We start from the raw sequence: 23,893 nt of genomic DNA on the forward strand, positions 1-23,893 counted from the left end.
AGGCGTGAGTTTGACGACAGGGCCCAGGAAGGCGGGCAAGGGCGGAGAGTTTAGAGGAGGCGCTCAGGGGCGGGCCAGCGAATTATCGGCGTCGCCCGCCGGCGCACCCGCCGGCCGCAGCATCTGTGCCGTCGCCAGCCGCCGGTACACCGAGCTGGTGACGAGCAGGTCCTCGTGGCGTCCGTGCCCGGTGACCCGGCCCTCGTCCAGGACGACGATCCGGTCGGCGTGCTGGACCGTGGACAGCCGGTGGGCGATGACGAGGACCGCGCACTCCCGGGCGATGTCCCGCAGGGCGGCCGTGAGCGCGGCCTCGTTCAGGGCGTCGAGGTGGGAGGTGGGTTCGTCCAGCAGCAACAGCGCGGGGCGGGCGAGCAGGGCCCGGGCCAGGGCGACCCGCTGGCGTTCACCGCCCGACAGCAGGCCGCCGTGCTCGCCGACGACGCCGTGCAGGCCGCCGGGCAGCCGCTCGGCCACCTGCTCCAGGCGGGCCAGCCGGACGGCCCGGCGCACCTCGTCGTCGGTGGCCTCCGGGCGGGCGTAGGCGATGTTGTCGCGCAGCGTGCCCGCCACCACATGGCTGCTCTGGTCCACGAGCGCGAGCCGCGCCCGGCAGGCGTCGCGGCCGAGTTCCGTGGCCGGGCGCCCATGGAAGCGCAGGAGTCCGGCATCGGGTTCGTAGAACCGGGAGACCAGCGCGAACACCGTGCTCTTGCCCGCGCCGGAGAGGCCGACGAGGGCGACCTGTCCCCGCCGCGGCACGCTGAAGGTGACTCCGCGCAGCACCGGGCGGCCGGGCCGGTAGGCGAAGTGGACGTCGTGCAGCGCCAGCGCGGGTGCGTCGGCGGCGGGGGCCGGTGGGGCGCCGGGTTCCGCGGGCCCCGCGGGCGGGCCGCTCGGCTCCACCGGCAGGCCCAGGGTCTGTTCGACCCGCAGGTGGGCCCCCATGCCCCGCTGGATCAGGCCGGCCGCCCGGAACACCGAGGACAGCGGGACGACGAGGTAGGAGGCGTACAGGAGGAAGGCGACCAGGTCGCCCAGGGAGTGGCCCGGGCCGTGCACGCGCAGGCCGCCGACGACGAGGACCAGCAGAAAGGAGCCCTGCACGGCCAGTTCGACCGCGCTGCTCATGCCCGCGGCGAAGGCCGCGGTGCGCACCCCGGCGGCACAGGCGCCGTCCACCCGGGTCCCGATCCGGGCCGCCTCCCGCCGCTCGCCGCGGTACACCCGGACGATCGGCAGGGCACCGAGGGCCCGCTCCAGGTCGGCGGCGACGGCGCCGACGGATGCCTGCGTGCGTTCGGCTGCGGTGCGGATGCCCCGGAGCAGGAGGGTCACCACGGCCGCCGCGCTGGCCACGGTCGCCATGACGAGCAGGAGCAGCAGCGGGTCGAGCCATGCCATCAGGGCCAGCGCGCCGACGGAGACCAGGGACCCGGTGATCAGGTCCACGAGCGCCTGGGCGACCATCTCGCGCAGCAGCGTGGTGTCGGCGGTGACGCGCGCGATCAGGTCGCCGACGCTCTGCCGGTCGTACTCCCGCATCTCCAGGCGCAGCAGCCGCCCCACCAGGTCGTGGCGCAGGTGCCGTACGACACCTTCGCCCGCCCGCTCCAGCAGGAAACGGCCGACGGCGCCGGTGGCCGCCTCCGCGACGAACAGGGCGGTGAGCAGCAACAGCGGTGGCCACAGGGCCTGCTGACCACCGCTGGCCTCCACCACACGCCGGGCCAGCAGCGGCTGCGCGAGCCCCAGTGCGGCGGCGGCCAGGGCCAGCACGGTGGCCAGGGCCATCGCGCCGCGGTGCCGGGCGGTGAGCCGCCAGACGGCGAGCACCGTGGCACGCGCGGACCGGTCGGTGCCGCCGGTGCCCTGGGCGCTCGTCGTCATCGGGCGACCGGGCCGATGGAGATCAGCGGGGCGAAGTAGCCGTCGGGCAGGTCCTCGCCCACCGGGCGGCCCTCCGCCTCCACCCAGGCGTGGGCGGTGAAGGGCGGTACGACGCTCGCTCCCGCGCACCAGGTCGGCCAGCTGCCGCCCAGTCGGCAGAGCAGCGCGGCCCCGAGGGAGCGGGGCAGGCAGCCCTTGGGGCCCGCGCAGCGCAGACTCACCGCGCACAGAGCGTCCCGGGCCAGCCGGGCCTGTGCCGCGGTGGCGGGGGCGGCGCCCCGGCGGAGCAGCCGCAGGACGGTGCGGATGCGGTGCGGTGGCAGCAGGGAGAGCAGGACGGCCGGCAGGAGGACCAGGCGGGCGGCGAGCCGCCGGCCGAGCGGGACACCGGCCGGCCGTTCCAGGGCGCTGGGCGTGGTCATACGGCCAGCCCGCCGGCGCGCAGCTGCTCGACCAGGGCGCTGACGTCGGCCCGCGCCCGCTCGGCGGTGACGTCGAACACCTCGGTGATCGCGGCTGCCGCGGCCTCCTCGTCGCCGCCCGCCATGAGCGTGTCGATGACCAGGGTCGCGGTGGGGTTCAGTTCCCAGTACGCACCGGAGCGCTGGTCGAGAAGGACCGTGCCGTATTCGGTCTTCGCGGTGCTGACGTCGGCTCCGAACCGCAGGGGCATGGCGGCTTTCCTTTCCTTCGGCTTCACGTGTTCACGTGCGGACTTTCGTGCCGCGGACGGTCGAGCGCGCGCAGCCACACCTCCACGGCGATCGTCGAGTACAGGACGGCCTCCCGCAGGTGGCGGGTGGCGGGCCGCTCCGCCAGGCGGCGCAGGACGTCGCCGTCGACCAGCCCCAGCCGCTCCAGCCGCGAGTCCTCCCACAGCGCCATGAGGTCGCCGCGGTGCCGGCGCAGTCCGTCGGCCGCGTCCATGGAGGCGGCGGCCTTGTTGGCCCGCCGCAGGCACTCCTCGGGCACGATGCCGCGCATGGCCGCGGTCAGCAGCGGCTTGTACCGCCACGGGGAGACGCGTTCCTCGGGGCGGACGGCGAGGCAGGTCTCGATGACCCGGTCGTCGAGGAACGGCGACGCCATGGGCAGTCCCCGGCGGGCGGCCATGTGGTCCCACTGCCGGATGATGCGGGTGCAGCCGCGGATCTGCTCCAGGTCGGCGTGCAGGCCCCGGTCGGGGTGCAGGGGCCGCGCCTGCCGGCCGGCCGTGCGCAGCGCCGTGCGGGCCATGTGCTCGGCCTGCGGGGTCGTCCACTCGAACAGGCGGGGGCTCATGCCCCAGCCGAGGCTGGTGGTCACCGTCGGGGGCAGCGGGTCGCGCAGCCGGTGCCCGGTTTCCGCGAGCCAGGTGCCGTAGGGCCGGGAGTCCGCCAGGGCACCCAGCATGGGCAGCAGCGGCCACTGCCACAGCGCCTTGAAGCCGCGCAGCTGCCGCAGGGCGAACAGCGGGCGCCGCCGGGCCAGCCGGTGGTAGTACGCCTCCGAGCACCAGGCCACGTGGTCGCCGCCGATGCCCGTCAGATGCACCCGGCTGCCGCGCTCGGCCATGGCGGGCAGGTGGTGCAGGACCCGGGCGCGGTCCATGACGCCGATGGTGGGCTCGTCCAGTACGTCGTCGATCCCGAGCAGCCCGTCGTAGACGAGGGGGGACTCCTCGGCGTCCCAGACGACGTGTTCGACCTCGGGCAGTGCGGCGGCGGCCCGCTTCGCCCACTCCAGGTCGGTGTCGGCCGGGTCGCGTCCCGGCCAGGTGGAGGCGATGACCCGGGCCGGTGAGCGGTCGGCGAGGAAGCAGATCGAGGTGGAGTCCAGGCCCCCGGAGAGGTCGCAGCTCACCGCGCCGCCGTGCCGCGTGCGGGCGCCGACGGCCTCGGCGAGGGCCTCCTGGACCCGGGGAGCGGCGGTGCGCAGCGGGACGACCGGTTCGGGGGGCGACCACCACCGGCTGTGCCGTACGCCGTGTCCGTCCGGTTGGAGGATCAGCGCGTCGTGCGGGGCCACGGCGGTGACGCCGGGCCACAGCGGCTCGTCGAGCAGGGGGTGCGGGACCGGCCACAGCAGGCGCACCGCCAGCCGTTCGGGCGCGGGTTCGGCACCGAGGGCGGCGGCGATCACGTCGGCGCGGGTGGCGGCCACCCGGGTGCCGTCGAGCTCGGCGTGGAAGACCAGCCGGAGTCCGGAGGCGGTGCCCTGCACCCGGACCCGTCCGTCGAGGGCGGCGACCAGGTGGAAGCTGCCGGGCAGCGAGCGCGCCCAGGCGTCCAGGGTTGCGAGGTCGCGCAGGGAGCGGGCCACCCGCTCCAGTTCCGCGGCCCCGACCGGGACGCAGCCGACGAGGGCGAGGGCGGCGGTGCCGGCCCGCGCGCTGACGATCTCCTGGTCGTCCCAGGTGCCGACGAGCCACGGCCGGCCCGAGGCGTGATCGAGGGTGCGCGTGCCGGGGCGGGCGAAGGAGCGGGCCACGGCGGCCGCGTCCGCGCGGTCGGTGAAGACCGCGAACTGCGCGGTGCCGGGGCCCGTTCCCGCACTCCTGTGCAGATCAGTCATGACGTCGCGTCAGTGACCTCGGTCTGTCGGCCTGTTCAGTTCTTGCTCAGGATGAGCCGGTCGTTGCCCGAGCTCTGCAGGAGCCCGGTCTCCTTCCGGAAGGAACCCAGACGGACCAGGGTCGGCGCTTCGTATGCCTTCTTCATGACCTGTCTCCTTACGGGGGTGTCGGCCGCCCGTCGAGGGCGGCTGACACCAGGGAGCCGGGGATCGGGTCGGTCCGGCAAGGGCAAGGAGAGCAGTCGTATTGTCTGCAAAAAGGTGAGGTTGGGTCTTCGTTCGAATGGTGAACGAGCGGGTGCGCGGCGTGACACGGGGCGTGGTGGGGGGCGCCGCCGGGTGTTGTGCGTCGCCGGAGCGTGCTTCGGGAAGCGATGTCGCGGGACCGTGCCGCGCAGAGCGATCCTGGGACTATGAGCGCAGCAGCCATCACACCGGCCCGCGCCCGGCCACCGTCCGGCGCCACGGCCCTCGACGGCATCCACCACCACCTTCTGGGCAACGCCCTCCGCGCGGTGAAGGTGTTCCTGGAGGCGGCCTTCGACGTCGTGATCCTCGGCGAGTACGGCGAGGAAGCGGGCAAACGCCCTCGGTAGCGGCATAGGGTCGCGTCCGTGCGCAAACGGACGGTGCCGCCCTCCCTGCCTGCCCTGCTCCTCCTCGCCCTCTCCCTGGCCTCGTTCGTCACCCTGTGCGCCCTGCACGGCGCGCCCATGACCGATCTCCTCGTCTACCGGGCCGAGGGCGCGGCCGTGGCCCACGGCACCGACCTGTACGGCTTCACCGTCACCGACTGGCGGCTCCCGGCGACCTACCCGCCCTTCGCGGCGATCCTGTTCGTCCCGGCGGCCTGGCTGCCCCTGCCGGTCCTGAAGGCGGCCTTCCTCGCGGGCAACACGCTCCTGCTCGCCGCCCTGGTCACCCTCTCCGCCCGCCTGGCCGCACGCCCCCTCGCACCGCCCCTGCTCTGCACGGCCACGGCCCTCGCCCTCTGGCTGGAGCCGGTCTTCCAGACGCTCCTGTTCGGCCAGATCAACCTGGCCGTCACCTGCCTGACCCTGTGGGACCTGACCCGGCCGCCCGCCGCCCGCGCCAAGGGGCTGACCCTGGGCATCGCGGCCGGCGTCAAGCTCACCCCGGCGGTGTTCGTGGCCTACCTGCTGCTGCGGGGCCGGGCGCGGGAGGCGGCGACGGCGGTGGCGGGCTTCGCGGGGACGGTCGCGCTCGGTGCCCTCCTGCTCCCTTCCGCGAGCGCGGACTTCTGGACCCGGCGCCTGTTCGAGACCGGCCGGGTGGGCAAGGCGTGGATCGTGGACAACCAGTCCCTGCAGGGGCTGGTGGCACGCGTCCTGGGCGCCCCGGAGCCGGGCCTCGTCTGGGCGCTCCCGGCGGCGGCGGTCGCGGTGGCGGGCATGGCGCTGGCGGCGCGCGCCCGCCGGGACGGCCACGGCGTCCTGCTGACCGCGTTCACGGCCCTGCTGATCTGCCCGATCAGCTGGACCCACCACTGGGTGTGGTGCGTGCCGCTGCTCGCGGTGCTGCTCGCGGAGGGGCGCACGCGTACGGCGGTGCTGGTGGCCCTCGTCTTCACCGCCCGCACGATGTGGCTGGTGCCCCACGAGGGTGCCCTGGACCTGGAACTCGCCTGGTGGCAGCAGCCGTTGGCAGCCGCTTACCCCGTCCTGGTGCTCGGGCTGCTCATCTCGTATGACAGCATGATCAGCCGTTGTCCGACCCTTTCGACCGAGCAAACGGGGAATTCACATGCCATTCTCGAAGCTTTCGTTCCGCAAGGCGGTGAGCGGTCTGACCGCCGCCACCGCGCTCGCCCTCGGCACCACCCTCGTGGCCGCTCCCGGCGCCTCGGCCGTCGGCTCCTCCGCGTGCACCAAGAACATCAAGGACCGGACCCTCCAGGTCGTCCAGTGGGACCACGCCGACATGTACACGAGCCCCAGCTTCGAGTCCAAGGTGAAGAAGTCCGTCTTCGCGGGCAGCAACGTGCGTGTGTACTGCACCGCGAAGCACGGCGACTGGTACTACGGCAAGTCCGGCAAGACGAAGGGCTGGATGGAGTACCACGCCTTCTTCTAGGCCGTCCTGGCTCCAGCCCTCGGCTCCAGCCCTCGGCTCTAGCCCTCGGCCAGGATCTCGTCCGCGTCCACGATGCGGTAGGCGTAGCCCTGCTCGGCCAGGAAGCGCTGGCGGTGGGCGGCGAAGTCCTGGTCGATGGTGTCGCGGGCGACGACCGAGTAGAAGTGGGCCTGGTGGCCGTCGGCCTTGGGGCGCAGCACCCGGCCGAGCCGCTGGGCCTCCTCCTGCCGGGAGCCGAAGGTGCCGGACACCTGGACGGCGACCGTGGCCTCGGGCAGGTCGATGGAGAAGTTGGCGACCTTCGACACCACCAGCACGCTGATCTCGCCCTCGCGGAAGGCGTCGAAGAGCTTCTCGCGCTGGGCGTTGGACGTCTCGCCCTTGATCACCGGGGCGTTCAGATGCTCGCCCAGCTCGTCCAGCTGGTCGATGTACTGCCCGATGACGAGGATCTGCTGTCCGGCGAACCGGCGGACGATCGCCTCCGTGACCTTCCGCTTGGTCTCGGTGGTGGCACAGAAGCGGTACTTCTCCTCCGTCTCGGCGGTGGCGTACGCCAGCCGCTCGGAGTCGGTGAGGTTGACGCGGACCTCGACGCAGTCGGCGGGCGCGATGTAGCCCTGCGCCTCGATCTCCTTCCACGGCGCGTCGAACCGCTTGGGACCGATCAGGGAGAACACGTCCGACTCGCGGCCGTCCTCGCGGACCAGGGTGGCCGTGAGCCCCAGCCGGCGGCGCGCCTGGAGGTCGGCGGTGAACTTGAAGACCGGCGCGGGCAGCAGGTGCACCTCGTCGTAGACGATCAGGCCCCAGTCCCGGGAGTCGAACAGCTCCAGGTGCGGGTAGACGCCCTTCCGCTTGGTCGTGAGGACCTGGTAGGTGGCGATGGTGACGGGGCGGATCTCCTTCTTCGTCCCGCTGTACTCGCCGATCTCGTCCTCGGTCAGCGAGGTCCGCTTCACCAGCTCGTGCTTCCACTGCCGGGCGGAGACGGTGTTGGTGACGAGGATCAGCGTGGTCGACTTCGCCTGGGCCATGGACCCGGCGCCGACCAGCGTCTTCCCGGCACCGCAGGGCAGCACGACGACACCGCTGCCGCCGTGCCAGAAGTTCTCCACGGCCTGCTTCTGGTAGGGACGCAGCGCCCAGCCGTCCTCCAGCAGCTCGATCGGGTGCGCCTCACCGTCGACGTACCCGGCGAGGTCCTCGGCCGGCCAGCCCAGCTTCAGCAGCATCTGCTTGATCTGGCCGCGCTCGGAGGGGTGCACGGCCACGGTGTCCGGGTCGATGCGGGCGCCGACCAGCGGGGCGATCCGCTTGGACTTCAGCACCTCCTCCAGCACCGGGCGGTCGGTGGTGGTGAGGACGAGGCCGTGCGCGGGGTGCTTGCTCAGGGTGAGGCGGCCGTAGCGGTCCATCGTCTCGGCGATGTCCACGAGCAGCGCGTGCGGCACCGGGTAGCGGCTGTACTGCACGAGGGCGTCCACGACCTGCTCGGCGTCGTGCCCGGCGGCTCGCGCGTTCCACAGGCCGAGCGGGGTGACCCGGTAGGTGTGGATGTGCTCGGGTGCCCGCTCCAACTCGGCGAAGGGCGCGATGGCGCGCCGGCAGTCGTCGGCCCGCTCGTGGTCGACCTCCAGGAGCAGGGTCTTGTCGGACTGGACGATCAGTGGACCATTCACGCGTGGCACACACCCTTTCCACAACGGCCAAACGTCCAGTGTGCCTCATCTCGCGGTGTTGCCCGCAGGGGTCGCCGGGCCCGGCGGTGCTCCCGGCCGGGGGAGCGGGCTCACGGCGCGGCCTCGACCAGGAAGAGCTGGGCGTCCGCACCCGTGCAGGGTTCCACGACGGCTTCCGCGCCGGGGACGGTGCTCGCGGCCCTGACGCCCACGCACTGCCCGTCCCGGACCTTGATCAGATAGCTCCGGCCGGCGGACTTCTCGGACCTCCCGGCCTTCGCCGCCTTCGCGGGCCTCGTGGGGAGGAAGTGGAAGACGGTGGTCTGCTCGCATGCCTCCCACGGTTCGAGCAGCCCCCTGCCGGGTCCCGCGGTGAGCGCCTTCAGGCACCCTGTGCCCTGGTCGGGCCGGTACCAGGCGATGCGGTAGGCGCCCTGGCCCACGGGGTGCAGCGTCGTGGTCTGCGGCGCCGTCTCGTCGCAGGGGCGCTGTACGGCGACGAGGGAGCCGTAGCGCCCGTCCGAGACCCTGCCGTCCGTCACGCACAGGCCGGGGGCGCCGAGCGGCCGCAGCAGGACCGGCCCGCGCGGCAGCGGCGCGGCCCCGCCCGCCGACCGGGACGAGGCCGGGCCCCCGCTCCGCCCCGAGCCGCCCGGGCCCCACAGCGCCCACGCGCCGGCCGCGAGCAGGGTGGCGGCGAGGAAGGACCCGGCCAGCACGCGGCTACGCCTGCCCGGCAGGAGCCGCCCCGACGAGCCCAGCGCCCGCGCACCCGCCCGACCGCCCTCACCGAAGCCCCCCGAGCCCCCCGATGCTCCTGGCCCCCCTGCCTCCGCCGCTCTCCCCGCGTCCCCCGCCCCTCGCGCCTCCGTCCGCTCCCTGGCGGCCCCGGATGGCCCCGTCTCCCCTTCCTCCGCCGCTCCCCCCGCGTCCCCCGCTTCCTCTCCCGGAGCCGCGGCCCGGGCCCGGGCCGCGCGCTCGCGGGCGGCCAGCCAGGCGTCCATGTGGTCGCCCTCTCCGCAGGCGCGGACGAACGCCGCCAGCAGGTCCTGCCGGGGCAGGGTGCCGTTGCGCAGGACGTCGGCCAGCGTGCTGCGCGGCAGCAGCTCGCCGTGCCGGGCGGCGCGTTCCTCGAGCTGCCGGTAGGTCAGCCCGGAGCGCGCCTTCAGCTCGCGCAGCGCGGCGGTCAGGTCCGCCATGGTCCGTACCTCCCGCAGCGCGAGCGCCCTGTGATCCATGACCCCCATGGTTGTTGCGGGCCCGTCATGGAACAAAACCCTTTCCGGTCAACGTGGCCGGAGGTGCCGCGGGCAGTGTCCGGCCTGGTCAGCGCCCTGTCTCCGGCCGGGCCACCGCGCGGGGGGCAACCACACAACGGGTCCGTGTGTCTTATCGCCGAGCAGTGCGACAGGCGGCGGGGGGTTGAGGAGGGCACGTGATGTCGGCAGGCAGATGGGGAATCGGCGGCGGGGCCGTGGTGGTGCTGGTGGCCACCGGCACCTGGGCGATGTGGCCGGGGCACGTCGACGCGCGGCTGTGGGGCGAGGTACGGCCGGTCATCGAGGCCCGGCTGGCGGCCGACTCGAAGGGCAGCGGGTACGGCGAGACGGAGCCGGCCCTGCGGGCGCAGTGGTTCTGCCGCGCCAGCGCACAGGAGATCGACGAGCACGACGGCGTCGTACGGGCGGGCGTGACCACGTCGTGCCGGGAGTACGGGGTGCGCAAGGGCACGCTCGTGGAGTGCTCCGGCGCCGACGTCCCGCAGGTGGTGCGGTTGCGGCGGGACGCGGACGCGGACGGCGGCTACCGCGTGGTGGCGCGGGAGCAGGCGCCGGACGGCGAGGGGTCCGAGCGGTGGGTGGAGGACCACTTCGGTCTCTTCGCCGAACCCGGCCCCGCGGACCAGGTGCCGTCCACCGAGCTGGCGGCCGCCGCCCGCGCCCACTTCGGGCTGCCCGCGAACGCGCCGGTCGCGGACTGCTGAGGCCGCCTCAGTCGTCCGCCAGCTCCGCGACCCCGGTGATCCGGTGCAGCGGATACGTCCGCACCTCGTCCGCCGTGTGGTCGTACGCCGTGACGAAGCCGCCCTCCACCCGGATCGGGGCGATGACCCGCTGGCTGGCGCCGCCCTCGGCGTTGACGTAGCCGATCCACACCGAGTCGCCGGTCAGGACGGCGGCCTGCATGGTGGCCAAGGTCTCGGCGGAGGACGTGCGGGGCAGCTCTCCGCCCGCCGGCCGCTGCCCGGCGCCCTCGCCGACGGGCTTGCGCGGAGTGGTGGCGGCCATGTCACCGGCCCGGATCGCGCGGATCGCCGCCCCGAGGAGCGTGTCGTCGGGCGGCGGCGGCCCGTCCGGCACCGGCTCGGGGGCGGTGCGCGGCGGGGTGCGGTGGGCGTGCGCCCGGGTGATCAGGACGTCGCCCTCGGCCGACTCGGCGGCGGGCGCGTACCCCATCGCGCGCAGCCCCTCCAGCAGCGTCGCCGGGTCGCTCTGGGCGGCCAGCACGGTGGGGGCCAGCCGGCGCAGCCGCAGGGCGGCGCCCCGCCGGTCGGCGAGGATCTCGTTGAGCAGGGTGTCGTCGTCGCAGCGCACGTACGCCGAGGCCGCGCCCACCCGCAGATGGCCGTGTCTGCGGGCCACGTCGTCGATCAGATAGGCGAGCGGCTGCGGGACCGGGGTGCGGGAGTGCTCGGCGAGGAAGGCGTGCAGATCGGCGGCGGTCCGGCCGGCGTCCAGGGCACGGCGGACGGATGCCGGTGTGAATCGGTACACGGTCGCCCCGCCCTTGGACTCCACGTCCGCGAGGACCCCCAGCGTGTCCGCGAGCGGGCGCCGCAGCGGACCGGGCGCGACGGCCGTCAGGTCGGCCTGGAGCAGGACGTGGTCCAGCGGCTCGGGCAGCAGCGGGGCGAGCAGCCGGGCCGCGGCGGCGGCCGCGACGGCCTGCTCGGCGGCCGGGAGCGGCGCGAGCCGGTCGGACGGGCGGTGGTGGTGCACCGGCAGCTTGTCGCCGGGACCGGAGGGCACTGCGGCCTCCGCCGCGGAGCCGGCCGGGGCTCCGGTCGTGGTCGCGCCGGGCGTCGCGGAGGGGGACCCGGCGGCAGCCGGTGCCCCGAGCAGCGCGCGCCCGTGCGCCGACAGGGCACCCCGCCCGGTCACACCCAGCAGCTCCGCCTCCGACACCGCCCAGCGGGCCAGCCGGGAGCGCAGATCGTCCTCGCCGTCGCGCTGGGCACCCCGCAGCGGCCGCTCCCAGCGCAGCCGGGCCAGCAGCGACTCGGCGTCCGGGGCAGCGCCCTGCGGCAGCCCGGCCAGCAGCGACAGCACCCGGTGCCGTAGCTCGGGCGCGGCGGACCGGTCGAGCCCCGGCCCGAGCGCCGACAGGGTCCGGTCCTTCGCGTCCCGGCCGCCGACCAGCCCCGCGGTCCGGGTGGCCGTCAGCCACGCCTGGGCGAGCCGGGCCCAGCGCTCGGCCGGGGGCAGCTCCAGCCACTCGTCGTAGGCCGGGGTGGCCGCGTACCGCTCGTCGGCCTCGCCGTCGGAGGCGATCAGGCCGGCCGCGTAGGCCAGCTCGATCCAGAAGGCGGCGACCGGCTCGGAAACGTCCAGCGCCACGGCGGTCCGCTTCAGGTCCCGGACGCTGAGCCCGCCCGCCCGCAGTACGGCCGGTCCGCCCTCGTGCCAGTCCTTCAGCAGCTCCTCCACCGTGGCCAGGGCGGTGAACGCCTGCCCGGCCGCGGTGGCGTCCACCACCTGGGCACCGTGGGCCGCGGCCGGCGCCACGGCGGGCGGCAGCGGCTCGGGCGTCCGGTGGGCGCGGCCCTCGCGCAGATGCAGGGCCACCTCGCGGGGCAGGACGACCGTGCCCGGGGTGGTCGGCAGCAGCAGGCCGCGGTCCAGCAGCCAGCGCAGATGCGCGGCCGGATCGGCGGTGACCTGCCCGTACGGCGGCCCCCACACCAGCCGGGACAGCACCTCGCGGGCGGCCTCCGGGGCACCGGCGAGCAGCTTCGCCATCTTCTTGCGGTGGCTGAACAGCGCGGTCAGCGCGGCCACGGCGGACACCGCGTCATGGGTCGACGGCAGCCCGGCCGTCGTCACGATCTCCTGGATCCGCCCCGGCGACATGCCCGAGGTGGCCTCCTGCACGGTCGGCCCGAGCCCGGTCGGCGACGGATGCTGCGGGGACGGGGCGAGCAGTTCGCGGGCGGTCCGCACCAGCCGCAGCCGGTCGTCGTCGCCCCACACCAGCGCCTGCTCGCGCAGGGTGCCGACGGCCCGCGGCAGCGCAGCCGCCACGGTCTCGTCACCGGCGTCCCCGGCCATCAGCCCGAGCAGGGTGTCGTACGACGCCGGGTCCGGGGCCACGGCCAGCGCCTCCGCCGTCTGGAGCGCGAACCGGTCCAGCCGTTCCAGGGCGCGCAGTACCGAGGCGCGGGTGCCGGCGCGGGTGGCGAGCTGGGTGAGGTCGGTGGGGACGGGGGTGATGAGGTCGGGGCGGCTGCGCAGCAGCGCGGCCAGGGAGGAGTCGTCCCGCGTGCGGAGCGCCTCCGCGAGGGACCGAGGGGCTGAGTGGGCCTCGGGGCTCATCCGGCCAACGGTAGCGGACATCCCGGCCGGACCGGAGGGGCCAGCCACCCGGACCGGAGCGGACATCACGGCGGCCCGTCCGGCGTTCGCGCCACGCCGACCCGGGCGTTCGGGGAGAAGCGGTACCGTCCTCACCGGGGTTTTCCGTCGGCGTCGCCCCGGAGGGGTTCCGTGGGGATTGAGAGCGACCAGGTCGTCTACGAGTATCTGAGCCGGGTCGGTGACATCGCTCAGCAACGGCAGCTGCCGTCGGCCACCCGGATGCGGCTCGTGTCGGAACTGCGGAACGAGATCGACCGGTGCCGGGCGAAGACGACGGTGGACTCGCCCGCCGCCGTCCGCCGCATCCTGGACCGCCTGGGCACCCCGGACGAGGTGGTCCAGGCGGCCGGCGGCACCGGCGGGCTCCCTCAGCCGCCCACCGCCGCCGTACCGGCACAGCCCGCGCCGCGGGAGCGGGCGCCGGAGCCGGCGGAGCAGGAGCGGCCGAAGGGGCTGCGCCGGGTCGTACCGCGCCCGCGCCCCGCCGAGTCCGAGCCGCCCGCCCGGCGGGACACGCCGTCCCCGCCGCATCTCGCCCCCGCGCACGAACTCGGGGACAGTGCGGTATCGCCCGACTGGTGGCGCACCGGCACCGGCAGCCCCCTGGGGGACGTCGACCCGGTGCCGGGGTTCGTCGGCGGTGTGGAGATCCCGGAACTGCTCAAGCGGCCCCCGCGGGAGGCGCCCGCCGAGAAGGCCGCCGAGCCTGCGCCCGAGCCCGCCGAGACGGCACCGGAACCCGCCCCCGCCCGACGCCGGCGCCTGCGCGGCCTGCTTCCGGCCCGCGAGGCCGTGCCGGCCGACGCCCCCGCCCGCGGGCTCCTGCCCGGCTGGTCCAACCCCCTGCTGCTGCTCGCCGCCGCCGCGCTGGTCGCCGGGGCCGTGCTCGGCAACTGGTTCGCGCTGCTTCTGGGCTGGGCGATCGCCTACGGCTCCCGGCGGCTGACGCCCGCGGAGACCAAGTGGGCGGTGATGGTCCTGCCGGGAACCGCGGTGGCGGCCGGAGTGGTGTGGCTGTGGGGACGCACCGACGGCCGCTGGGGCGAGCCGATCGCCCAGGGGCACATGAACGACGCGGTGAGCGAGACCTGGCCGTGGGTGGTCAGGGGAGCGGCGGTGGCCTCGGCCGCGTATCTGGTGTGGCGCTCGCAACGGAAGGGGTAGCGCCGTTGGCCTTCCCGTCGTACCCCGGCCGCGGGCCCGCTGTGGCCGCTCGCGCAGTTCCCCGTGCCCCTCAGGCAGGTTGCGGCTCGCCGACCCGAAGGGGCGCGGGGAACTGCGCGACCAGCCCACCACCGCTCCGCACCCGGCGGACAACAGTCAGCCCCACGGCGTGCATCCGCCCGGACCCGCTGCCGTCGGCAACCGGCACAATGTCCCCCATGGCCTCCACCCTGACCGTCGGGTTCGACCTCGACATGACCCTCATCGACTCGCGGCCGGGCATCCATGCCTGTTACCTGGCCCTGGCGGAGCGGACGGGGACGTTCATCGACGCCGATCTGGCGGTCACCCGGCTCGGGCCGCCGCTCGTGGAGGAGCTGATCCACTGGTTCCCGGCCGAGCGGGTGCCGGCGATGGCCGATCTGTACCGGGAGATGTATCCCTCGATAGCCATCGCCGCGACGCCCGCCATGGACGGCGCCCGGGAGGCGATCGACGCGGTACGGGCGGCCGGTGGGCGGACGATGGTGGTGACGGCGAAGTACGAGCCGAACGCCAAGCTGCACCTGGCCCACCTCGGTATCGAGCCGGACGTGGTCGTCGGTGACCTGTGGGCCGAGCAGAAGGCGGCGGCGCTGCGCGGGCACGGCGCCGGGGTGTACGTCGGCGATCACATCGGGGACGTGCGCGGGGCCCGTGCGGCGGGTGCGTTTTCGGTCGCCGTGGCGACCGGCCCGTGCCCGGCCGACGAGCTGAGCGCGGCCGGCGCGGACGTCGTCCTGACCGACCTGTCCGCCTTCCCGGCGTGGCTCTCCGGCTACCGCGAGGCGCCCGGGGCCGCTCCCCGCGTCTGACGCCGTCCGGCGGCCACGGACCGCAGGACACCGGCGCCGGCGACGAGGAATCCGACGGCCATGAGCATGCTCAGACCGAACATGTAGGTCGGAAAAGGCTTCGCTCCCAGGAGCAGCGGGGCCACCGTGACGAGGGTGGCCACGGCCCCGAGGAAGAAGACGACGGCACCGGCGCGGATCAGTCGGTCACCGGGCGCGGCGGAATTCGTTTGGGTTTTGTCACGCACCGGACCAGGGTAGTTCCCTGCGCGAGAGAACAACCGGGGGACGTCTTGTCACCCGCCCGAAGACCATTAGCCTTGTAGCGCTTGGTATCGGCGGGTCATGGTCGACCCGCTCTAGTGCTATCAAGAGCCGTTTCCGAAGTAGTTTTCCCAACGAGTACGAGGACGAGGACAGACGTGCCTACCGGCAAGGTCAAGTGGTTCAACAGTGAGAAGGGCTTCGGCTTTCTCTCCCGCGACGACGGCGGTGACGTCTTCGTCCATTCCTCGGTTCTCCCCGACGGAGTCGATTCGCTCAAGCCGGGACAACGCGTGGAGTTCGGGGTGGTCGCCGGTCAGCGCGGTGACCAGGCATTGTCGGTGATCGTGCTCGACCCGACGCCGTCGGTCGCCGCCGCCCAGCGCAAGAAGCCGGACGAGCTGGCGTCGATCGTGCAGGATTTGACGACCCTTCTCGAGAACATCACGCCGATGCTGGAGAAGGGCCGCTACCCGGACAAGGCATCCGGCAAGAAGATCGCCGGTCTGCTCCGCGCGGTCGCCGACCAGCTGGACGTCTGAGTCTGTCCCGGGCGGATACCGGAATCCGAAAATCCGTCAGGGAAACGTGAGCGCGTCAGGGCCGAGGGGCGGTAGCAGCCCCTCGGCCGCCGCGCGTGTGAGCAGCCCCCGGACCGCCGCATAGCCGTCCTCGCCGAGGTCGGCGGTGAACTCGTTGACGTACAGCCCGATGTGCTGGTCGGCGACGGCCGGGTCCATCTCCTGGGCGTGCGCCATGACGTACGGCCGGGAGGCCTCCGGGTCGTCCCAGGCGGCCCGCACGGAGCTGCGGATGGAGTCGGCGAGCCGGAGAAGCGTCTCGGCGCCCAGCGAGCGCTTGGCGATGATCGCGCCCAGCGGGATCGGCAGCCCGGTGGTCCGCTCCCAGTGCTCGCCCATGTCGGCGAGCTTGTGCAGCCCGTAGTTCTGGTAGGTGAACCGGGCCTCGTGGATGACCAGTCCGGCGTCCACCTTGCCGTCCCGCACGGCCGGCATGATCTCGTGGAACGGCATGACCACGATCTCGCCGACCCCGCCGGGCAGCGTGTCCGCGGCCCAGAGGCGGAACAGCAGATAGGCGGTCGACTTCTCGCTGGGCACCGCGACCGTACGGCCCGTCAGGTCCGTGCCGGCCTCCCGCGTCAGCACCAGCGGCCCGCAGCCCCGCCCGAGCGCGCCGCCGCACGGCAGCAGCGCGTATGTGTCGAGGACGTACGGCAGGACCGCGTACGACACCTTCAGCACGTCGAACTCACCACGCTCGGCCATGCCGTTGGTGAGGTCGATGTCGGCGAAGGTCACATCCAGCGCGGGTGCGCCGGGGACGCGGCCGTGGGCGAGGGCGTCGAAGACGAAGGTGTCGTTCGGGCAGGGGGAGTACGCGATCTGCAGCGGCTCAGTGGTCATGTGCGTTCCAACTCTCCAATGCGGGCGCGAGCTTCCCGAAGCCCTCGGTGAGCGCTTCGAGGGCGTCGCCGATGCGCCAGGCTGCGCGGTCGCGGGGCCCGACCGGATTGGAGACCGCGCGGATCTCCAGCACGGGTACGCCGTGCGCGGCGGCCGCCTCCGCCACGCCGAACCCCTCCATGCCCTCGGCGAGCGCGCCGGGGTGCCGGGCGCGCAGGGCGGCGGCGCGGTCGGCGGTGCCGGTCACGGTGGAGACGGTCAGGATCGTGCCGGTGCGGGCGCCGGTGGCCTCGGCCACGACTCGTACGACTGATTCCGGCGGGCGGTGCGTGACGGTCCCGAAGCCAAGTTCGGTGACCGGGAGAAAGCCGTCGGCGGTCTCCGCGCCCAGGTCGGCCACGGTGATCTCGTCGGCGACGACGAGTGAGCCGAGCGGCGCCTCGGGCGTGAAGCCACCGCCGATCCCGGCCGAGACGACCAGGCCGTAGGGGCGGCCGGCCAGCGCGGCGGCGGTGAGGGCGCCGGCGGTGCCGGCGGCGGCGAGCGCCGGGCCGACGCCGGCGGCGAGCAGGTCCCAGCCCGCGGCCGTACGGAACAGGGCCCCGCCCGGGAGTCGTACCTCCTCGGCCGCCGCGGGCAGCGCCCGGGCCACCGCGTCCCGCTCGACGGGGACCGCGGTGGCGACCAGGATCCGTACAGAGGCCGTGATCAGGCCTTGGCCTTCTTCAGCTTGAACGACCAGAAGCCCTGCTTCGACTTCTCGCCCATCTGGATCACGAGCGTGTTGGTCTCGCCCTGCGTGCCGTACTGGACGTTGAAGAACGCACTGCTCGGGATCGTGCGGTACGTCTCCTTGCTGAGGTCGCTGAACTGGCGGCCGTTGACGAGCACGACCCAGCCCTCGTCCGCGATCTTCGGGTCGACGCCGATGCGGACGGTCTCGTCCTGGCCCACCTTGATCGACTTCGCGTCGTCGGCGTTCTTGAGGCAGTCCTCGAGCGACTTGTCGGTCAGCGCCTTGCCGTCGTTGTAGCAGACGGCCTCGGAGTTGACCGAGTCCCCGCCGACGGTGAGCGTCGCGACGGGAGTCGGCTTGTCGCATGCCGACAGGACGAGCAGTCCGGCGGAAACGGCGCCGGCGACGGCGACAGCGCGGCGGCGTCGCGATGCGGAGTGCAGCGTGGTCATGGCCGAAGGCTATCGGGCGCCCGGAGGCGTCCGCTTACGTGGGGTGCGGCGTGCCCGGTTCGTTACGCCAGGCGTGCCCGCAGGCGGCACGGTCGTGCCCGGATCGTTACGCCGGTCCGGCGTGCCGCCCGCGACGCGTACGGTGTCACGCCACCCGGGGCCGGGTCCGGCCGCCGTGCCGGGCCGCGGCGAGCAGCCCCTTCAGCGTGGTCAGCCAGCCGACGGCCACGAACGCGGCGCCGACCAGCAGCCCGACCGTGCCGTTGAGCGGCATCACGATGCCGACCGCGCCGCCGAACACCCACGCCATCTGGAGCAGCGTCTCGGAGCGGGCGAACGCCGAGGTGCGCACCAGCTCCGGCACGTCCCGCTGGATCAGCGCGTCCAGCGCCAGTTTGGCCAGCGCCTGCGCGAACCCGGCGACCGCCGCCAGGCAGGCCACCAGGAACGCCCCGAAGAACACGGCGGCGACGACCGCGGTACCGAGCACCACCGCCACGACCGTCACGATGATGATCTCCGGAGCGCGTGACCTGAGCCATGCCCCCACCGCCGTACCCAGGGCGTTGCCCGCCCCGGCCGCGACGCCCACGATCCCCAGCGAGACCGCCGCGCTCTCCCCGGTCAGCGGGTGCTCGCGCAGCAGGAAGGCGAGGAAGAAGATCAGAAAGCCGGACAGGCAGCGCAGGGCGGCGTTGGCGCCCAGCGCGTGGGTGACGGCGGGCCCCACGGTGCGCAGCCCCGGCCGTTTCGCCCGGCGGCGGCACAGCCCGCGCAGATGCTGTTCGTCGGCCGCGAGCAGCGCCACGTCCTCGCCCTTGGCCGAGTCCACCTTGGGCGGCAGGGAGAACGAGAGAAACGTACCGGCAACGAAGATCGCGAAGGCCCCGTACAGCGGCCACGGGTCGCCGAGGGCGTGCAGTCCCGCCCCCACCGGCGCGGCGGCACCGGTGGCCAGCAGCCCGGCGAGGGTGACCCGGGAGTTGGCCTTCACCAGTGAGAACCGGGGCGGCAGCAGCCGCGGTACGACGGCGCTGCGGACCACGCCGTACGCCTTGGACGCCACCAGCACCCCCAGCGCGGCCGGATACAGCTCCAGACTGCCGCTCGCCACCGCCCCCGAGATGATCAGCGCGAGCAGCGCCCGCGCCAGCATCGCCCCGGCCATCGCGGCCCGCCGCCCGTGCGGCAGCCGGTCCAGCAGCGGGCCGATGACGGGGGCGAGGACGGTGAACGGCGCCATGGTGATGGCCAGATAGAGCGCGACCCGCCCCCGTGCCTCGTCGGTCGGCACGGAGAAGAACACCGTGGACGCGAGCGCCACGGTGACCATGACGTCCCCGGCACCGTTCACCGCGTGCAGCTCGATCAGCTTGCCGAGCCCCGACTCGCCGGCGCCGTGCGCGTGCGTGGCCTTGCGGATGCCCCGTGCCGTGCCCGTGACGGGAAAGTGCAGGGCACGGCCGACCGCGCGGACGGCACCACCCACCCGGCCCGAACCGCCGCCCCGACCACTCACCTTGTCCGCGGCTGCCACGACGTTCATAGTGCCCCGAGAAGCGGCCGGATAGTGCCGACGCGGCGCGTATGGCGGCGTACGGAGCCGGGAACCGGGCCCGCGCGGTCCCGCCGGGCGCACTAGGTGGGCGGGTGGGAATATGCACGAATCCCGTCCGGTGTAGCGTGCCTGTCTCAGCCATAACGCAGAATGGATGGCAGAGGTGCGCCCGGGCGCGCGGATGCAGACGTCGATGCGGTCCCCTGGTCCGCTCCGTCGGCTGAACCGCCGGAGGCAGCCGCACTCGACGAGACGGCGTAGGAGAGAAGCGATACCTGTGAGCGCAGCGACAACGCGAAGCCGCACCCCTGACCGTCTGTGCGCCGAGGCCGTCGACCTCGCCCGCGCCGCCGCCGAGGAGGCCGCCGCGCCCGGCGTGGTCGGCGAGCACACCGGCCTGGTGTCCGAGGGCGACCGCGTTGTCACGCACTTCTTCGAGTGCAAGGAACTGGGCTACCGCGGCTGGCGCTGGGCCGTGACGGTGGCCCGCGCCTCCCGCGCCAAGGTCGTCACCCTCGACGAGGTCGTCCTGCTGCCCGGCCCCGACGCCCTTCTCGCTCCCGAGTGGGTCCCGTGGAGCGAGCGCCTGCGCCCCGGCGACCTCGGCCCCGGCGACCTGCTCCCCACCGACCAGGACGACCTGCGCCTGGAGCCCGGCTACACGGGCGAGGAGGAGCCGCCGCCGAACTCGGTGGTGTCCGAGGAGATGCGGGAACTGGCGGAGGCGGAGGACGCCGACGTCACTCCGGGCACCCCCGCCGTCCAGCCGGCGACCCCGGCCCGCGGCACGATCGCGTCCGTGGCCGAGGAACTCGGTCTGCGCCGTGCCCGGGTGCTTTCCCGCTACGGCCTGCACGTCGCCGCCGACCGCTGGGAAGAGGCCTTCGGCCCCAAGACCGCCATGGCCCAGGCGGCCCCGGCCACCTGCGTGAGCTGCGGCTTCCTGGCCCGCATCGGTGGTTCCCTCGGCCAGGCCTTCGGTGTCTGCGCCAACGAGTTCTCCCCGGCGGACGGCCGCGTGGTGTCGCTGGCCTACGGCTGCGGCGGCCACTCGGAGGCGGCGGTCATGCCGAAGCCCCCGCAGCCCGCCGCGCCGGTCATCGACGAGACCCGGGTCGACCCCTTCCCGCTCCGCCCGGCCCGCGACTCGGGCTCGGTCCCGGAGACGGGCGACGACGAGACGGCGGAGCTGGGGCACTCGTAGCGGCCTCCCCGTCCCGCCGGCCGGATGTGATCCCGGCCGGCTCGAAAGGGTTGGTTCACCCGGGCGGCCCAGTACAGCGTGTCGTCGTCGGGGCACCCACCGTGGCGGCAGGCGAGTGCCCCTGTCATGCCTCAGCCGGAGCGGCCTTGAGCCGGACCTCCGCCCACACGGTCTTGCGCGGCCGTAGTCCCGGCGTGGTGCCCCAGCGGTCGGCGAGCGCGTCCACGAGCAGCAGGCCCCGCCCGCCGTCGGCGTCCGGTCCGGGCCGGCCGGGCTCGGGCAACCGGTCACCGCGCGTGTCGGTCACCTCGATCCGCAGGGTGTCACCGACGGCGTACAGCGTCAGCCGGAAGTTCCGTCCCGCGACCCTGCCGTGCGTGGCCGCGTTGGCGGCGAGTTCCGCCACGATCAGCTCCGCCGGGTCCAACGGAAGGCCCCAGGAGCGGAGTTGCTCCGCCGCGAGGAGCCGGGCGAGACGGGCCCCTCGGGGCGTGGGGGAGAGCCGCGCCGTGAAGTTGGGGACGGGGGTGGAGATTTCCTGGTTCACGTCACTCAGAGTGGCCGTGACTGCTACCTGTGGATAGTGACGAAGCGGTTGCGTACGGCCACTGTCCGGCGGCTGTCCGGGGGTGTCCGCGCTGTCGAGAAGGGGGTGCGGTGGCGTGAGTGAGGAAGAGGAGCCGGGGTGGGAGGTCGAGCCGGACGACGAGTGGGGGCTCGCGGTCATCGCGACCGTCGGGCGCCAGTTGAAGCTCCGCCGGGAAGCGGTCGGGATGAAGGCCGGTGACTTCGGCAAGGCCATCGGCTACGGCGAGGACATGGTCTACAAAGTGGAGTCCGGGAAGCGGATCCCGAGGCCGGAATATCTGGACAAGGCCGACGAGGTGTTGGGCGCGGGTGGGTTGCTCGCGGCGATGAAGGCGGACGTGGAGAGGGTCCGGTATCCGAAGAAGGTGCGGGCGCTGGCCGAGATGGAGGCCAAGGCCGTGGAATTCGCGCTCTACGATCCGCTGAACATCCACGGGCTGTTGCAGACGCCCGAGTACGCGCAGGCACTGTTCAGGATGCGGCGGCCCGCTATCACGCAGGATGTCATTGAGCGTGGCGTGAGGGCGCGGGTGTCCCGGAAGTCGGTCTTCGAGCGTGATCCGGCACCCGAAGTCAGCTTTGTCCTAGAAGAGTGGGTGCTACGACGCCCTTTGGGCGGGAGGGCCTTGCTGCGACAGCAGTTGCAACACACCCTTGAGCTAGGGCAGCTGCGGGGCGTCGAGATCCAGGTGATGCCAATGGACCGACCGGAGCATGCCGGAACAGAAGGCGGTATCGAGGTCCTGAAGTTCGAGGACGGTTCAGCGGTTGGCCGCTCCCCGGGCGTGGCCAACGGTCGACCCGTTTCCGAGCCCAGGCATCTCCGCATCCTCGAACTGAGGTATGGGATCATCCGGGCGCAGGCGCTCTCCCCCCGGGAGTCGCTGGCCTTCATCGAAGAACTGCTGGGAGAGACATGATCCGCTGGTTCAAGAGCAGCTACAGCAGTAGTGCAGACCCCGACTCCTGCGTCGAAGTGGCCCTGGACTGGTTCAAGAGCAGCTACAGCAGTGACTCCGAGGGCGACTCCTGCATAGAAATCGCGACGGCCCCCACCACCATCCACATCCGAGACTCCAAGCAGACCGACGGAGCCATCCTCACCGTCGCCCCCTCCACCTGGACGGACTTCGTCTCGTACGCCGCCCGGCGCTGAACCGCCCGGCGGTCAGCTCCGCTTCGTGCGCGGTGTGCAGCGTCCCGTCCTCGCCGGTGAGTTCAAGGCGCAGGCGGGCCGCGCGGCCGCGCAACGTCAGGGTCATGAGCTGGTTGCCGAACCACGGCCCGCCCCGCTTGCGCCAGCGCACCGGAGGCCGGGCGCAGCGGCCGTGCCGGGAGAGGAGCCGCCCCAGCCAGCGGGCCGGTGCGCTCCAGCCGAAGCGGAAGCCGATCCGCATGGTCAGGGGCACGGAGTTGTGCACGGGTGAGCAGGTGAGCTGGACGACGGGGACGGACGGGCCGTCGGACCGCCAGGACGCCTGGGCGAGGTAGCCGTGGTGGACGTCCCCGGACAGCACGCACACGCTTGCCGGGGCGGCCGTCGCGGACCCGGCCTCGGCGATGAGACCGGCGAGGTCGGCGAAGGAGCGCGGGAAGGCGGCCCAGTGCTCCAGGTCGGCCCCGCGGCGCAGCCACTCGCCGAAGCGGGCCCAGCGGTCCCCGCGCACCCCGGCGCACAGGGCCGCGTCCCACGCCTCGGCGTCGTGCACCAGGTGCGGCAGGAGCCAGGGCAGGGAGGTGCCGATCAGGAGATGGTCGTAGGAGCCCTCGCCGGACAGCACCTGTTCGCGCAGCCAGGCGGCCTCGCCCGGGTCGAGCATGGCGCGGCGGTCCTCGGCGAGGACCCGCGCGGCCCGGGAGTCCACCATCACCACCCGGACCCGGCCGAAGTCGCGCCGGTAGCTGAAGCGGACCGAGGAGAGGTCGGCGTCGGCCCGCTCGGCGAGGGCGCGCAGCGCGGGTGTGCCGTCGGGCGCGGCGCGTACGGCGGCCCAGGTCGGGTCGTCGGCCAGTTCGGCGGGGGAGAGGTTGCCCAGGTGCTGGTGGACCCAGTAGGACATCAGGCCGCTCAGCAGTCGTTCCTGCCACCAGTCGGTGGTGCGCATGTCGGCGAGCCAGGCGGCGGAGGTGTTCCAGTCGTCCACGATGTCGTGGTCGTCGAAGATCATGAAACTGGGCACGGTGGACAGCAGCCAGCGGACCTGGGGGTCGAGCCAGGACTCGTAGTACAGGTGGCAGTACTCCTCGTAGTCGGTCACCTGGCTGCCGGGCGGCTCGTCGAGGTCACGGCGGCCGGCCAGCCAGCGCCGGGTCTCCTCGGAGGTCTCGTCCGCGTAGACCTGGTCGCCCAGCAGCAGCAGGACGTCGGGGCGCTCCGCGTGGGGGTCGGCCGACAGCCGGCGGGCCAGGGTGTCGAGGGCGTCGGGGCCGACCGGGTCCTCGCCGTCCGCCGGGGGCGCGGCCCAGCGGCACGACCCGAAGGTGACCCGGACGGTGTCGCCGGCGCCGGGCGTGCGGATGACGGAGGGCGGGAAGCGGGAGCCGGGCAGGGGCCACACCGGGGTGTCGTCCAGGAACACCTCGTAGGAGGGGGAGGTGCCCGGTTGCAGTCCGGTCACCGTCACGAGCGCGTAGTGGTGCCCGGCCACCTGGAAAGTGGGGGCCGTGCCGCTCGCGCCGTTGGAGCAGCGCACCTGCGCCGTGCAGGGCCGGCTCGTCTCGAACCACACGGTCGCGCACGTGCCTTCGGTGTACCTCAGCAGCGGTCCCAGGCGCAGTTCGGCCACTGATCGCCCTCCTGTCTCACGCGGAACG

General features: G+C 73.7%; 24 protein-coding genes and 1 pseudogene. 10 read left to right on the forward strand and 15 right to left on the reverse strand.

Going from position 1 to position 23,893, the window contains the following annotated elements:
* Positions 1 to 63: 63 nt before the first annotated feature.
* From ACZ7DL_RS04715 to ACZ7DL_RS04735, 5 genes are read right to left on the reverse strand one after another with little or no spacing between them, the layout of a single operon-like run.
* The gene (locus ACZ7DL_RS04715) at positions 64 to 1,890 is read right to left on the reverse strand and encodes an ABC transporter ATP-binding protein (RefSeq protein ID WP_470771406.1); all 1,827 of its coding nucleotides are present in this window, start codon (positions 1,888 to 1,890) and stop codon (positions 64 to 66) included.
* Positions 1,887 to 2,312 (reverse strand): lasso peptide biosynthesis B2 protein, encoded by a 426-nt coding sequence (locus ACZ7DL_RS04720; protein WP_470771407.1) that lies wholly within the window; start codon positions 2,310 to 2,312, stop codon positions 1,887 to 1,889. The genes ACZ7DL_RS04715 and ACZ7DL_RS04720 overlap by 4 nt, the downstream gene beginning before the upstream one ends.
* A complete protein-coding gene (locus ACZ7DL_RS04725; protein WP_470771408.1) occupies positions 2,309 to 2,563 on the reverse strand; it encodes a lasso peptide biosynthesis PqqD family chaperone in 255 nt (84 codons plus the stop codon). The genes ACZ7DL_RS04720 and ACZ7DL_RS04725 overlap by 4 nt, the downstream gene beginning before the upstream one ends.
* A 23-nt stretch (positions 2,564 to 2,586) precedes the next feature.
* Positions 2,587 to 4,443, reverse strand: coding sequence for a lasso peptide isopeptide bond-forming cyclase (locus ACZ7DL_RS04730; RefSeq protein ID WP_470771409.1), 1,857 nt, complete (start codon positions 4,441 to 4,443; stop codon positions 2,587 to 2,589).
* Between the two features lie 35 nt (positions 4,444 to 4,478).
* A complete protein-coding gene (locus ACZ7DL_RS04735; protein ID WP_356146250.1) occupies positions 4,479 to 4,589 on the reverse strand; it encodes a keywimysin-related RiPP in 111 nt (36 codons plus the stop codon).
* 267 nt (positions 4,590 to 4,856) lie between these two features.
* On the opposite strand from ACZ7DL_RS04735, the gene ACZ7DL_RS04740 reads away from it, so the two are divergent.
* The 3 genes and pseudogenes from ACZ7DL_RS04740 to ACZ7DL_RS04750 all read left to right on the forward strand — a co-directional run bounded on the left by ACZ7DL_RS04740 (position 4,857) and on the right by ACZ7DL_RS04750 (position 6,537).
* A complete protein-coding gene (locus ACZ7DL_RS04740; protein WP_470771410.1) occupies positions 4,857 to 5,039 on the forward strand; it encodes a hypothetical protein in 183 nt (60 codons plus the stop codon).
* 33 nt (positions 5,040 to 5,072) lie between these two features.
* A pseudogene (locus ACZ7DL_RS04745) lies at positions 5,073 to 6,143 on the forward strand (glycosyltransferase 87 family protein); the annotation flags it as partial.
* Between the two features lie 64 nt (positions 6,144 to 6,207).
* Positions 6,208 to 6,537: a hypothetical protein gene (locus ACZ7DL_RS04750; protein ID WP_470771411.1), complete on the forward strand. Its 330-nt coding sequence runs from the start codon at positions 6,208 to 6,210 to the stop codon at positions 6,535 to 6,537.
* 38 nt (positions 6,538 to 6,575) lie between these two features.
* Here the strand turns inward: ACZ7DL_RS04750 and ACZ7DL_RS04755 are convergent, their stop codons facing one another.
* A complete protein-coding gene (locus ACZ7DL_RS04755; RefSeq protein ID WP_470771412.1) occupies positions 6,576 to 8,219 on the reverse strand; it encodes a DNA repair helicase XPB in 1,644 nt (547 codons plus the stop codon).
* 110 nt (positions 8,220 to 8,329) lie between these two features.
* Complete coding sequence (locus ACZ7DL_RS04760) at positions 8,330 to 9,457, reverse strand: RICIN domain-containing protein (protein ID WP_470771413.1); 1,128 nt, start codon at positions 9,455 to 9,457, stop codon at positions 8,330 to 8,332.
* 200 nt (positions 9,458 to 9,657) lie between these two features.
* Here ACZ7DL_RS04760 and ACZ7DL_RS04765 point away from each other — a divergent pair, with 200 nt between their 5' ends.
* The gene (locus ACZ7DL_RS04765; RefSeq protein WP_470771414.1) at positions 9,658 to 10,203 is read left to right on the forward strand and encodes a hypothetical protein; all 546 of its coding nucleotides are present in this window, start codon (positions 9,658 to 9,660) and stop codon (positions 10,201 to 10,203) included.
* A 7-nt stretch (positions 10,204 to 10,210) separates the two neighbouring features.
* Here ACZ7DL_RS04765 and ACZ7DL_RS04770 read toward each other — a convergent pair whose 3' ends face one another.
* Positions 10,211 to 12,811 carry a helicase-associated domain-containing protein gene (locus ACZ7DL_RS04770; RefSeq protein WP_470771415.1) on the reverse strand — a complete coding sequence of 867 codons (2,601 nt, stop codon included), beginning with the start codon at positions 12,809 to 12,811 and terminating at the stop codon, positions 10,211 to 10,213.
* Between the two features lie 171 nt (positions 12,812 to 12,982).
* Between ACZ7DL_RS04770 and ACZ7DL_RS04775 the strand changes: the two genes are divergently transcribed.
* Together ACZ7DL_RS04775 and ACZ7DL_RS04780 are read left to right on the forward strand one after the other, a co-directional pair.
* Positions 12,983 to 14,017 carry a serine/threonine-protein kinase gene (locus tag ACZ7DL_RS04775; RefSeq protein WP_470771417.1) on the forward strand — a complete coding sequence of 345 codons (1,035 nt, stop codon included), beginning with the start codon at positions 12,983 to 12,985 and terminating at the stop codon, positions 14,015 to 14,017.
* Positions 14,018 to 14,226: 209 nt separating this feature from the next.
* Complete coding sequence (locus ACZ7DL_RS04780) at positions 14,227 to 14,871, forward strand: HAD family hydrolase (RefSeq protein WP_470771418.1); 645 nt, start codon at positions 14,227 to 14,229, stop codon at positions 14,869 to 14,871.
* Here the strand turns inward: ACZ7DL_RS04780 and ACZ7DL_RS04785 are convergent.
* On the reverse strand, positions 14,835 to 15,098 hold the full coding sequence (locus ACZ7DL_RS04785) for a hypothetical protein (protein WP_470771419.1): 264 nt from the start codon (positions 15,096 to 15,098) through the stop codon (positions 14,835 to 14,837). The genes ACZ7DL_RS04780 and ACZ7DL_RS04785 overlap by 37 nt on opposite strands.
* A gap of 174 nt (positions 15,099 to 15,272) precedes the next feature.
* On the opposite strand from ACZ7DL_RS04785, the gene ACZ7DL_RS04790 reads away from it, so the two are divergent.
* Positions 15,273 to 15,656: a cold-shock protein gene (locus tag ACZ7DL_RS04790; RefSeq protein WP_467901705.1), complete on the forward strand. Its 384-nt coding sequence runs from the start codon at positions 15,273 to 15,275 to the stop codon at positions 15,654 to 15,656.
* A 36-nt stretch (positions 15,657 to 15,692) separates the two neighbouring features.
* Here ACZ7DL_RS04790 and ACZ7DL_RS04795 read toward each other — a convergent pair whose 3' ends face one another.
* The 4 genes from ACZ7DL_RS04795 to ACZ7DL_RS04810 all read right to left on the reverse strand — a co-directional run bounded on the left by ACZ7DL_RS04795 (position 15,693) and on the right by ACZ7DL_RS04810 (position 19,275).
* Positions 15,693 to 16,541 (reverse strand): 1,4-dihydroxy-6-naphthoate synthase, encoded by an 849-nt coding sequence (locus tag ACZ7DL_RS04795; protein ID WP_470771420.1) that lies wholly within the window; start codon positions 16,539 to 16,541, stop codon positions 15,693 to 15,695.
* Positions 16,531 to 17,283 (reverse strand): futalosine hydrolase, encoded by a 753-nt coding sequence (locus ACZ7DL_RS04800; RefSeq protein WP_470771977.1) that lies wholly within the window; start codon positions 17,281 to 17,283, stop codon positions 16,531 to 16,533. The genes ACZ7DL_RS04795 and ACZ7DL_RS04800 overlap by 11 nt, the downstream gene beginning before the upstream one ends.
* Complete coding sequence (locus tag ACZ7DL_RS04805; RefSeq protein ID WP_470771421.1) at positions 17,250 to 17,729, reverse strand: DUF2771 domain-containing protein; 480 nt, start codon at positions 17,727 to 17,729, stop codon at positions 17,250 to 17,252. The genes ACZ7DL_RS04800 and ACZ7DL_RS04805 overlap by 34 nt, the downstream gene beginning before the upstream one ends.
* Before the next feature lie 145 nt (positions 17,730 to 17,874).
* Positions 17,875 to 19,275 carry an MFS transporter gene (locus ACZ7DL_RS04810; RefSeq protein ID WP_470771422.1) on the reverse strand — a complete coding sequence of 467 codons (1,401 nt, stop codon included), beginning with the start codon at positions 19,273 to 19,275 and terminating at the stop codon, positions 17,875 to 17,877.
* A gap of 289 nt (positions 19,276 to 19,564) precedes the next feature.
* On the opposite strand from ACZ7DL_RS04810, the gene ACZ7DL_RS04815 reads away from it, so the two are divergent.
* Positions 19,565 to 20,491, forward strand: coding sequence for a DUF3027 domain-containing protein (locus ACZ7DL_RS04815; RefSeq protein ID WP_470771423.1), 927 nt, complete (start codon positions 19,565 to 19,567; stop codon positions 20,489 to 20,491).
* A gap of 124 nt (positions 20,492 to 20,615) precedes the next feature.
* Here the strand turns inward: ACZ7DL_RS04815 and ACZ7DL_RS04820 are convergent, their stop codons facing one another.
* Entirely contained in the window at positions 20,616 to 21,038 is a 423-nt protein-coding gene (locus ACZ7DL_RS04820; protein WP_470771424.1) for an ATP-binding protein, read from the reverse strand.
* 115 nt (positions 21,039 to 21,153) lie between these two features.
* On the opposite strand from ACZ7DL_RS04820, the gene ACZ7DL_RS04825 reads away from it, so the two are divergent.
* Entirely contained in the window at positions 21,154 to 21,999 is an 846-nt protein-coding gene (locus tag ACZ7DL_RS04825; RefSeq protein WP_470771425.1) for a helix-turn-helix domain-containing protein, read from the forward strand.
* Positions 21,996 to 22,235 (forward strand): DUF397 domain-containing protein, encoded by a 240-nt coding sequence (locus ACZ7DL_RS04830; RefSeq protein ID WP_470771426.1) that lies wholly within the window; start codon positions 21,996 to 21,998, stop codon positions 22,233 to 22,235. Before ACZ7DL_RS04825 ends, ACZ7DL_RS04830 begins: the two co-directional genes overlap by 4 nt.
* Here ACZ7DL_RS04830 and ACZ7DL_RS04835 read toward each other — a convergent pair.
* Positions 22,180 to 23,865, reverse strand: a complete 1,686-nt coding sequence (locus tag ACZ7DL_RS04835) for an alkaline phosphatase D family protein (protein WP_470771427.1) — start codon at positions 23,863 to 23,865, stop codon at positions 22,180 to 22,182. The genes ACZ7DL_RS04830 and ACZ7DL_RS04835 overlap by 56 nt on opposite strands.
* Positions 23,866 to 23,893 lie beyond the last annotated feature (28 nt).

The organism is Streptomyces sp. NPDC036984 (assembly GCF_055607665.1).